We start from the raw sequence: 10,155 nt of genomic DNA, 5'->3' as shown, positions 1-10,155 counted from the left end.
CGCCGGGTCGGCGCAGGCGATATCGAGCTGGTAACTGGGTTCCTGCGACAGGCGTTCGTCCGCCTTGAAGCTCAACGCGACGCTGTCCGCGTCCAGCAAGAGGCTGTGCAATTCGATCAAACGCATGCGGTTTCTCCCGGGGCGGCGGATTCGGCCGGCGCGGCCGGCGGCAGCGGCACGCCCTCCCCGTCGTCGAAAATCAGTTCCAGTTTTTCGGCGGCGCTCAGGCGCACGCTGTGCAGGGCGCGGTCGGCGGCGCGCGCTTCCAGCACGCCGCGAGCGATGGCCGGCATCACCCGCTGGCGCAATAGATCGCCCACCGCGCGGCCGCTGGCCGGGTGCCTGGCCACCGCTCGGGCGATCCAGTCCGCGGCCTCGGCGTCGGCGCGCCAGTCCAGGCCGTTGGCGCTCAGGCGCTGGCCGATGTCGTCCAGGGCCTGGCGCGCGATGCCGGCCAGCGCCGGCTCGCCCAGCGGCCGGAAGGCCACCACCCGCATCCGCGCCAGCAAGGCCGGCGCGAAACGGCGCTGCAAGCGTTCGCGCGCCAACGCGTCCAGCCGGGACTGAGAGACTTCGGGCTCGGCGGCGCAGGCGGCTTCGATCTCGGCGTCGCCCAGATTGCTGGTCAGCAGGATCAGGCAGTTGCGGAAATTGATGTGCCGCCCCTCGCCGTCCTCCATCCAGCCCTGATCGAACACCTGGTAGAACATTTCGTGCACATCCGGATGGGCGCGGTCGAACTCGTCCAGCAAGAGCACGCTGTAAGGTTTTTTGCGCACCGCCTCGGTCAGGCGGCCGCCTCGGCCGTAGCCGACATAGCCCGGCGGCGCGCCCTTCAGCGTGGACACGGTGTGGGCTTCCTGGAATTCGTTCATATTGAAGCGCAAGAGATTGCGTTCGCCGCCGAACAGCGCCTGCGCCAGCTCGGCCGCGGTCTGGCTCTTGCCGGTGCCGGTGGGGCCGGCCAGCAGCATCACCGCCATCGGCCGCCGCGGATCGCCCAGGCCGGAGTGCGCCACTTGCAGCGCCTCCACGATGGCGTCCAGCCCGCTTTCCTGGCCCTGGATGCGCTGGTTCAGCCCTTCGCGCAGCGCCATCAGCCGCCGCGCCTCGTCCTGAGCCATCTGGGTGACCGGCACCTGGGTCCATTCCGACAGCACTTCGGCGATGGCCTGCGCGTCCACCCACGGCCGCACCAGCCGCTCGGCCCCGCTCAGGGCCTCGGCCCGCTCCGGATCGGCGCCGCCCGTTTCCAGATCCTCCAGCCAGGCGCCCACCTCGGCGCGCTGCTCGCTCAGGGCCGCGTCCAGCGCGTCGGCGCGCGCGGCGGTTTCCTCGCGCTCCCTTTCCAGTTCCGCGCCGTCCGCCGGCGCGGCCAGGCCCAGCCGCGCGTCGCTGGCGCGCCAGTTCAGCGCCTGCTCCAGCGTCATCGCGCGATGGCGCAGCCGGTCCAGCGCCGCCGGCTGGCAGCTCTGGCTCATCGCCACCCGCGCGCAAGCGGTGTCCAGCAGGCCGATGGCCTTGTCCGGCAGCTGCCGCGACGGCAAATAGCGGCGCGACAGCGTCACCGCGGCGCGCAAGGCGGCGTCGACGATGCGCACGCCGTGATGGCCGGCGAAGCGCGGCGCGATCATGCGCAGCATGTCCACCGCGGTGTCGTCGTCGGGCTCGTCCACCGCCACAGTCTGGAAGCGGCGCACCAAGGCGGCGTCCGGCTCGATGAACTGCTTGTATTCCGACCAGGTGGTGGCGGCCACCATGCGCAGCTGGCCGCGCGCCAGCATCGGTTTGATCAGGTTGGCGGCGTCGCCGGTGCCGGCGTTGCCGCCGGCGCCGATCAGGGTGTGGGTTTCGTCGCAGAACAGGATGACGGGCGCCGGCGCGGCGATCACCGCGTCTATCACCGAGCGCAGTCGCTGTTCGAACTCGCCGCGCGCGCCGGCGCCGGCCTGCAGCCTGGCCACGTCCAAGGCCCAGATCTGCGCGCCGCGCAGGCCCGGCGGCACTTCGCCGCGATGGATGCGCTGGGCCAGCGCCTCGGCCACCGCGGTTTTGCCGACGCCGGCCTCGCCCACCAGGATGGGATTGTTCTGCCGCCGCCGCGACAACACGTCGATCACCGCGCGCAATTCGGCGTCGCGGCCTATCACCGGGTCCAATTCGCCGGCCGCCGCCTGCTCGCTCAGGCTGACCGCCCATTGCCTCAGCACCGCGGCCGGATCGGCGGCTTCGCCTGCGGCCCCCTGGGCGGCGGTTCCGGCGGGCGCGTCGGCCGCTTCCGGCCAGGCGCCGGCCAGCGCCTCGTAACGCGCGACGATATCGTCCAGCGACAGCTTGGCCAGCGCCTGGCCGATGCGATGCTGCAGCCAGCGCCGCGTCGGCTCCTCGTCCAGCCAGGCCAGCAAGAGATGGCCGCTGCGCACCTTGGCGGCCGGCGCGGCCACCTGGCTCCAGCTGATGGCCGGCGCCACGCTGCGCTCCAGCGCCGGCGAAATGTCGCGCAGCGATTCGCCGCCGGCCTCGGCGGCGTCCAGCGCCTTGCCCACGCGTTGCAAAGCGGCGGCCGGCTCGCAGTCCAGCGCCTCCAGCAAGAGCGCGACGTCGCCGCCGCCGCGGCGCAGCAGGCAAAGCAGCCAATGATCTAGGTCCACCAGCGCGTGCCGGCGCGAGCGCCCCAGGGCGGTGGCTTCCACCAAGGTGTCGTATGCGGTTGGGCCTAAGCGGCCGAAAATGCGTTCTCGGTTCACAGCGGATCCTGGAAAGATTCATACACGGTGAGAGTCCGGAGCGAGACGCCGGGGCGGGACCATGCGTCCACCCCCAGGCGCATGCGCCCCACCTTGCCTGCCAGTTCCGGCCGGGTGCGGACCTGGACCTTGATGACCGGGGCGGCCCGGCCATCGGCGAAATCTGCGGCGACGGCGAACATCGCCAGCACCGCGGGCGCGCCGCGCCGCCAGCGGGAAAACTCGGCGGCGTCGATCGGCCCTATGGTGATGTCCAGCGCGTGCTGGGCGTCCCAGATCCGGCTGCCCACGCGCCAGCTCCCCAGCCGGCGCGGCCCGCCTGCGCCTTCCCGCAGCGGAATCCAGCGGCCCTGGCGCGGCGACAAGCGCACCGGCGCGCCGAAATAGCCGGCCAGGATTTTCTGCAAGTCCGCCAGCGAGCGGCGCGGCGCGTGATAAGCGCCGGGATGGCTGCGCCGGCAGGCGGCGGCGTGCGGGTCCAGCAGCGGCTCCGCCTCCGGCGCGGCGCCGGCCAGCGCGGACACGCGCTCGGCGAAGGGGTGGCGGCCGCGCTCGTAGCCCAGCGCCGGATGCATCGCCGCGCGGGCGGCGTAGTGCAGCCAGGCCAGATCGCCGCAGGCCAGGTTGACGAAGCGTTCGAAGGCGGCGTTGCGTTCCAGCCGGCGCTCGTGCAGCGCGTGCTCGGTGATGTGCAGCGGCAAGGGCCCGTAGGGCGCGAACAGGCCGAAATGGCGGCAGACCACGCTGACGCGCGGCGCGGCGTCGTCCTCCGCCTCTTCCACCTTCACCCCGCTGATCTCGCTGCTGGCGAAGTGCATGTCGGCGGCCTGTTCCAGGCCCAGCCAGTCCGGCCGGCGCCGCAGCCGGCCCGCCGCGGCGGCGTCCGGCAGCCGCCATTGCCAGGTTTCCACGCGGCGCATCAGTTCGAAGAAGGTGCGCTGCGGCTTAAGCTCCCGGATCATCTGCTGTCGTTTCATTGCAGTTCTCCGTCCGCGCGTTGGGTGTTGCCGTGCCGGCTGACCGGTTCGCCGTCCAGCCTCAGGCTGACCTCGATGCCGTCGTTGAGCGTGACCGCCTGGGCCAGCGCCTGGGCCAGCAGCCGGCCGAACAGCCAGCCGCCGCGATCCGCGTGCATCACGGCGGCGATGTCGATGTCCACCAGGGAGGCGCGCACCAGGGCCTGCGGCGAACCGCGGCCGGCGGGCAGGAAGCCGGCTTGCAGATGCGCGGCCTTCAGGCTGTCTATGCGCTGGCGGTCCAGCGCCAGTTCCGGCTGCGCGGCCAGCCGCAGCTGCTCCGCCAGCCGCGCGGCGATGTCCTGACGGCCGGCGCCACGCAGGCTCAGCGGGTTCTGGCCGATATGGGCCACCGCCTGCCAGCAGCGCTCCAGGTCCGGAATCGGCCGCGGCGCGCTGGCCGGCCACAGGCACTCCAGCCGCGCCACCGCGCCGCCCTCGGCGCGCAGCTCCGCCGCCGGCAGGTCTTCCGGCCGCCAGCCGCGGTCCGCCACCAGCGCGCGCCCGGTCAGGGTGGCGATGTCGTCCAGGCCCAGATCGCCGGCGCAGGCGGAAATGGTGATCAGATCATGGCTGCCCAGCGCGTCCGGGCGCGCCTGGCGCGGCCCCTCGCTTTGCAGCGCCGGCTCGCGGCGCAGCGAATAGCGCGCCGCCGCCGGGGCGCTCTGGTAGCCGCCGGCGTCCAGCGCCGGCCGCGCCTCCCGCGAGCGGCCGTTGCTGTCGCAGACATTGATTTCCAGCAAGCGCCACAGGTGATGTTCGGCCGGCCGCATCCGGTCCACCGGAATCCATTGCTCGGTCTGGTTCGGATCGTAGGGCACCGGGTCCAGGCGCTTGGGATAGAGATTGATCGCCGGGGTGGCGAACAGGCGGAACTGGCCGGCGTCCACCTCGCCTATCAGGTCCAGCGGCGCCTGGCGCAAGGCCAGGATCAGCTCGAAGCCGCGCGCCGACGGCGCCCGCGCCGCCAAGGCCGCCAGCGCGTCCAATTCCACGCTGAGCAGCCGCGTCGGCTGGGCGAAGTATTCGCGCAGCAAGCGCAAGCCCGGCAAGCCGCCCGCCTCGGCCGGCAGCAGGGCCTCGCCCTCGTCGGCGGCGGACAGGCGCAGGCCGCCAAGCGGCAACTCCAGCAGGACTTCGCCGCCGCGGCCGTCGTCGGCCGTCGCGTACCAGGCGCCTACGTCGGCCAGCATTGCGCGGTGCAGCGCGTAAGCGCGCGGCAGATCGCCGGCCAGGCTCAGGTGCAGCGGCTTGGCGCCGCCCTCCGTCGCTGCCAGATCGCCCAGCGACACCGTGCCCTCCAGTTTGAAGCTCAGGCGCAAGGCGGCCTGGGACGAGGCCAGCCGCCGCGCCAGCTCGGCGGACAGCCGGGTCAGGCCGCGGCCGCACTCCGCCCGCTCCAGCCGCAGCGGCAGCAGGGTCACCTCGCGCCCGGTGGCGAAGGTGATGGGCCGGGTCGAACCCGGCAAGGTCGCCTGGATCAGGGTGCCGCGCGGCAGGCTGCGGCCGCGGAAGGCTTCCGGCGAGGCGAAGTCCGGATGGAAGGCGAAGCTGCTGATCGCCGGCGTGGCGCTCAGATACAGCGGGCAGACCTGGGCCAGCGCCTGGCGCGCGAATTCCGCGCACTCCAGATCCAGCCGGGTCTGCACCCGGGCGGACAGAAAGGCCACGCCCTCCAGCAGGCGCTCGACGAAGGGATCGGCGACCGAGTTCGGCCGCAGGCCGAGCGCCGGCGCGATCTGCGGATGCTCACGGGCGAAACGCGCGCCGGCCTCGCGCAGATGGCGCAATTCATTATTGTAGTGATCGAGGAAATTCATCCGGCCGCCCCCGCCTCCGCGGCGCGCGGCAGGCCGAAATAACCGTCCAGATAATCCAGCGTCAGGCTGAGCCGCAGCGCTTCGCCGCCGTCGCGGGTCACCGCGGCCACATCGAAATACAGCAGCTGCCGCGCCTGCGGCCCGCTGCCGGCGCGCGCGCTCACTTCCAGCCGTTCCGGGTCCAGCCGCGGCTCGAAGCGGCGGATGGCGTCGCGGATGTGGGCGCTGACGCGCGCCGGGTCGATCCGGCTCGACTTTCTCTCCGCCAGCGGCGGCCGTCCGTAATTCCACACCGAAGTCTCCAGCTGGCTGCCCGCCGCCAGCGGCAGGCGCGCGCCGCGCAGCGCGGCGTTCATCAAATGCGCCAGATCGCGCGCGATACTGGCGGCGAGCGTCTCGCGCCCTGCGCGGGCGGACAGTTGGTCGAATAATCGTGGCGTCATGGCTGCCCGGCGCCGCCTGGGCGACGCCGTCCCGATAGAGAGGAAAGAAGGCCGGAAAGTCCCGGCTCATAGTGCTTAAACGGCTGCGTTCAGCTTCAGGTCGTAACCCGCCTTGATCACCGCGCCCATGGTTCCGTCATTGCGCTGTTCGCGGTATTCGAACTCGATCTTGGCGAAGTTGATCTTGATCTCGTCGGTGGGCAGCACGCTTTCCACATCGCCGCTGCCGTGGCCCATGATGGCGTACGGCATATTGCCCAGCGTGCGGAAGGAGGACACCAGACCGCTGGCGAAGGTGATGATCATGAAGTCCTGCTGGCCGTTGCCGGACTTGCGGCAGATCAGCTTGGCGCGCGGGATGTGTTCGCCGGTGGCGCACATCAGGAACAGCTTGGGCGAGGCCTTGTTCGAGACCATGCGGAACTCGAAGTCCTTCATTTCCACCTTGCCGGCGCCGCCGCCGCTGCCGAAGCCCCATTTGCCCGAGTTCTCCTCGGCCCATTGCCAGCTCTGAATCTGGATCAGGCCCGAGTACTGCTGGTCAGTTGATTCCCCCTCGACTCCTTCAATCTGCAGAAAGTAGTCAACCAATGCATTTGCCATGTTGCGATACTCCGAAAAAAAGTGATGGACAAGCCAGACCTGAAACGGAATGCAAGCGCCGGGGCGACTCAGGTCGTTCCCGCCCCGCGCCAAACCGGCCGCCGTCAGCTCTTGCTTAAGCTAAGCGCGGCGGTGAATGAACGGGCTATCGGAAGCGAGCCGCGCGCTAGCGAGCCCCCTCCTGCTTGGCCGACGGCAGCTTGGAAACCAGCCGCAGCGACACGGTCAAGCCTTCCAGCTGGAAGTGCGGCCGCAGGAAGAACTGGGCGCGGTAGTAGCCGGGGTTGTCCGGCAGCTCGTCCACCAGCACCTCGGCCGCTGACAGCGGGCGCTTGGATTTGGTGACCTCGCTGGAAATGCTGGGATCGCCGTCCACGTAGTTCATCAGCCAATCGTTGAGCCAGCGCTGAGTGTCTTCCCGCGATTTGAAGGAGCCGATCTTGTCGCGCACGATGCACTTCAGGTAATGAGCGAAGCGGCAGGTGGCGAAGATATAAGGCAGGCGCGAGGACAGATTGGCGTTGGCGGTGGCGTCGTCGTCCTCGTACACCGCCGGCCGGTGCACGGTCTTGGCGCCGATGAAGGCCGCCATGTCCGAGTTCTTGCGGTAAACCAGCGGCATCAGGCCGGATTCGGACAGCTCGTGCTCGCGGCGGTCGGAGATGGCGATCTCGGTGGGGCAATGCAGCTCCACTTCCTTGTCCTGCGAGGGCAGCACGAATTTGGGCAGCACCTCCACCGCGCCGCCGGACTCCACGCCGCGGATCTTGGTGCACCAGCCGTAGGTGCTGAAGGCGCGGGTGATGTTGGCGGCCATCGCGTAGGCGGAATTGGCCCAGCAAAAATCGCTAGCGCGGTTGGGGTCCACCTTCTCCTCGAAGCCGAACTCCTCTATCGGCTGGGTCTTGGGCCCGTAAGGCACCCGCGCCAGGAAGCGCGGCAAGGTCAGCGCCAGGTAGCGCGAATCGTTGCTTTCCCGCAGCCGGCGCCAGAACGCGTATTCGGTGGCGGTGAAGATCTTGGACACGTCGCGCGGATTGCCCAGCTCGCTCCAGTCGTCCATCTGCAACAAGCTGGGCGCGGCGGCGGAGATGAAAGGCGTGTGCGCGGCGGCGGCGATCTTGGACATCTCGGTCAGCAAGGCCACGTCCTGCGCGCTGTGGTCGAAGTGATAATCGCCCACCAGGCAGCCGAAGGGCTCGCCGCCGAACTGACCGTACTCCTGCTCGTAGATCATCTTGAAGATGGGGCTCTGGTCCCAGACCACGCCCTTGTAGCGGCGCAGGGTCTTGCCCAGCTCTTTCTTGGAGACGTTCAGGTAGCGGATCTTCAGATTCTCGGTGGTGTCGGTGTTGGACACCAGGTAGTGCAGGCCGCGCCAGGCGCCTTCCAGTTTTTGGAAGTGCTCGTTGTGCAAGACCAGGGTCAGCTGTTCCGAAATCTTGCGGTCCAGCTCGGCCACCAATTGCTCCACCGTTTGCGCCACGTCCTCGCGCACCACCACCCGGCTGCGGCGCGCATAGGCCAGCAAGGTCTGCACCGCGCTTTGCACCGCCTCGGCGGCTTCATTGGTGCGCGGCCGGAACGAGCGGCGCAGGATGTCCTTCAGGCCGTCGTCCACCGTGGTTTCGGTCTGGCCGGCCGCGGCCGGCGCCTGCATCTCGGCATGGGTGCTCATCTCGCCTCCCCGTCGGCCTGGGCCGCCTCGCCCGCCGCGGCGTCGTCCGCGGGCAGATGCAGGTCCTTCAGCAGCTGCTCGATCAACTCCTCGGCCGCCACCTTGCCGTCCATATAAGTCAACAATTCCTTCAACTGGCTGCGCGCGTCCAACAGCACCGCCAGCTCGGGGATTTTCTTCACCACCTCGGCCGGCTCGAAGGACTCCATGGAGTCGAAGCTCAAGTCGATCGGGATCAAGGTTCCGTCATCGGTGATCACGTTCTTCACGTGGTAGCTGAGTTCCGGCGCGATCTGCGCCATCCGCAAGTCGAAGTTCTCCACGTCGATCTCGGTGAAACGGCGGTCCTCCACCGCGCCCAGCGCTTCGATGTTGTCGCCGGACAAGTCCGCCAACACCCCGGCTACAAAAGGCAGCTCCACCTTTTTCTGCGAACCGTAGACTTCCACGTCGTATTCGATCTGCACGCGGGGCGCACGGCTTTCCCCGATGAACTTCTGCGCATCCTTCTGTCGCGCCATGGCATATGTCCTTTCCCTGATATTGCTTGACTACCCTTGTAAAGGCCGGGGGCGATCCAATTTCGCCACCAGCGCATCCGATTCGGCGAACAGCTCCGCCATCAACTCCTCAAAGCCCGCGCCCAACATCCGCTTGGCGCGCAGCAGAAAGATGGGCGCCGGGTGCCCGGGCTCGTGCTCGCGGAAATACGCGACGATCAAGTCCAGCGCCGCCGCCACCTCCTCGCGGCTGTTCAAGGCGCCGGCCGGCAACGCGCGCGCCGCCGGGGCGGCCTCGCTCAAGACGGGCGCTTCTGCGGGGACCGCGGCAAGCATCGGCGTCAGCGCCGCTTCCAGCTCATCCAGCAAGGCGTGCAGACCGGCGCAGTCAAACTGCTCGGCAAAGCCTTCGCTCTCGCTCAAATCCGTCAAACCGGCCAGGCCGGCGCGCAGCCGGGACAGATCCCGCAACGCCCGCTCCCGCTCCGCCGGCGGCGCGGCGGCCGGGTCCTTGGCCAATTGGCCGACGCGCAGCTCGCTGTCCGCGCTCAGCCGGCTGTGCGCCAGCTGATGCAGAAAGGCCGGCCCGCACAGCCAGGCCAGATGCAGCGCGTGGGTTTCACCCGCCGGCGCGTCCGGCTGCCCGGCCGGCCGGATGTTTTCCAGCGGCTGCGCCGCGATCGCGGCCAGCGCCGCCAGTCCTTCCGCCGCCCCGGCCAGACCGCGCTGGGCCAGCGCTGCGCGCAGCAGCCAAACGCCAACCCGCACATCCGCGGCCTTGCCAAGCAGGCCGCGGCAGGCGCTTTCCACGCTGATCCAGTGGAAGGGCTCCGCGCCCTTGCGCAAAGGCACCTGGCCCACCGCGTCGTATTCGCAGATCGCGGCGTCGACGCGGGCGAAGTCCGCGTCGAAATCCAGCTCTTCCGCGGCCGGGGTGTCCGGCAAGGCGATATCGGCGATGGCGTGGTTCATGGTTTCAGCGTTCATGGCGAAAGTTTGCTTCCAACGGCGGCCCTGCCCGGCCCGCCTCAATGTTTTGAATAAGGCGCCGATAAACGGCTGGCGCGCTTTCACAAAAACTCGAGAACAAAGTTATAAGCAAACGCTTGAGTCTGTCCAAATAAACGCCCGGCGGCGGGTTTACCGGTAAACACCGGGGAAACGGGGCGAAACCGCACGGCAATACAAATGCATAAACCGTTTTTCATGACGGCCGCGCATGCAAGGACTTGGGGAAATAGTTAAGCGCGCAGCCGGCAGAATGGCTTGCGGCAGAGCAGAATACGGAAGGAAGACGCTGAGTTTGACGCGGCCGCCGGCTTAATCGGCATCGATTTTCAAGGCCGGC

At 69.1% G+C, this 10,155-nt stretch carries 8 protein-coding genes; all 8 read right to left on the bottom strand.

The features are described 5' to 3' along the window. Positions 1-116: 116 nt before the first annotated feature. Positions 117-2,747: a type VI secretion system ATPase TssH gene (gene tssH, locus DB032_RS08490; RefSeq protein WP_107799091.1), complete on the bottom strand. Its 2,631-nt coding sequence runs from the start codon at positions 2,745-2,747 to the stop codon at positions 117-119. After that, positions 2,744-3,724, bottom strand: a complete 981-nt coding sequence (locus DB032_RS08485; RefSeq protein ID WP_107799090.1) for a type VI secretion system baseplate subunit TssG — start codon at positions 3,722-3,724, stop codon at positions 2,744-2,746. The genes tssH and DB032_RS08485 overlap by 4 nt, the downstream gene beginning before the upstream one ends. Continuing rightward, positions 3,721-5,583, bottom strand: coding sequence for a type VI secretion system baseplate subunit TssF (gene tssF / locus DB032_RS08480; protein ID WP_107799089.1), 1,863 nt, complete (start codon positions 5,581-5,583; stop codon positions 3,721-3,723). The genes DB032_RS08485 and tssF overlap by 4 nt, the downstream gene beginning before the upstream one ends. Beyond that, entirely contained in the window at positions 5,580-6,026 is a 447-nt protein-coding gene (locus tag DB032_RS08475) for a GPW/gp25 family protein (RefSeq protein WP_107799088.1), read from the bottom strand. The genes tssF and DB032_RS08475 overlap by 4 nt, the downstream gene beginning before the upstream one ends. A gap of 75 nt (positions 6,027-6,101) precedes the next feature. Continuing rightward, complete coding sequence (locus DB032_RS08470) at positions 6,102-6,629, bottom strand: type VI secretion system tube protein Hcp (RefSeq protein ID WP_039755389.1); 528 nt, start codon at positions 6,627-6,629, stop codon at positions 6,102-6,104. 166 nt (positions 6,630-6,795) lie between these two features. Next, on the bottom strand, positions 6,796-8,307 hold the full coding sequence (gene tssC, locus DB032_RS08465) for a type VI secretion system contractile sheath large subunit (RefSeq protein ID WP_107799087.1): 1,512 nt from the start codon (positions 8,305-8,307) through the stop codon (positions 6,796-6,798). Then, a complete protein-coding gene (gene tssB, locus DB032_RS08460; protein ID WP_107799086.1) occupies positions 8,304-8,828 on the bottom strand; it encodes a type VI secretion system contractile sheath small subunit in 525 nt (174 codons plus the stop codon). Before tssB ends, tssC begins: the two co-directional genes overlap by 4 nt. A 30-nt stretch (positions 8,829-8,858) precedes the next feature. Further along, positions 8,859-9,794: a type VI secretion system ImpA family N-terminal domain-containing protein gene (locus DB032_RS08455; protein WP_199225852.1), complete on the bottom strand. Its 936-nt coding sequence runs from the start codon at positions 9,792-9,794 to the stop codon at positions 8,859-8,861. Positions 9,795-10,155: the final 361 nt, after the last annotated feature.

The organism is Chromobacterium sp. Panama (genome assembly GCF_003052555.1).
Lineage (GTDB): Bacteria > Pseudomonadota > Gammaproteobacteria > Burkholderiales > Chromobacteriaceae > Chromobacterium.
Note: the sequence above shows the minus strand (reverse complement) of the source record. Positions and strands in the feature narration are given on the sequence as shown.

Coding starts and splice junctions, on each gene's coding strand:
- DB032_RS08475 (WP_107799088.1), bottom strand. CDS start 6,026: ATGACGCCACGATTATTCGACCAACTGTCCGCCCGCGCAGGGCGCGAG.
- tssC (WP_107799087.1), bottom strand. CDS start 8,307: ATGAGCACCCATGCCGAGATGCAGGCGCCGGCCGCGGCCGGCCAGACC.
- DB032_RS08470 (WP_039755389.1), bottom strand. CDS start 6,629: ATGGCAAATGCATTGGTTGACTACTTTCTGCAGATTGAAGGAGTCGAG.
- tssB (WP_107799086.1), bottom strand. CDS start 8,828: ATGGCGCGACAGAAGGATGCGCAGAAGTTCATCGGGGAAAGCCGTGCG.
- tssF (WP_107799089.1), bottom strand. CDS start 5,583: ATGAATTTCCTCGATCACTACAATAATGAATTGCGCCATCTGCGCGAG.
- DB032_RS08455 (WP_199225852.1), bottom strand. CDS start 9,794: ATGAACGCTGAAACCATGAACCACGCCATCGCCGATATCGCCTTGCCG.
- DB032_RS08485 (WP_107799090.1), bottom strand. CDS start 3,724: ATGAAACGACAGCAGATGATCCGGGAGCTTAAGCCGCAGCGCACCTTC.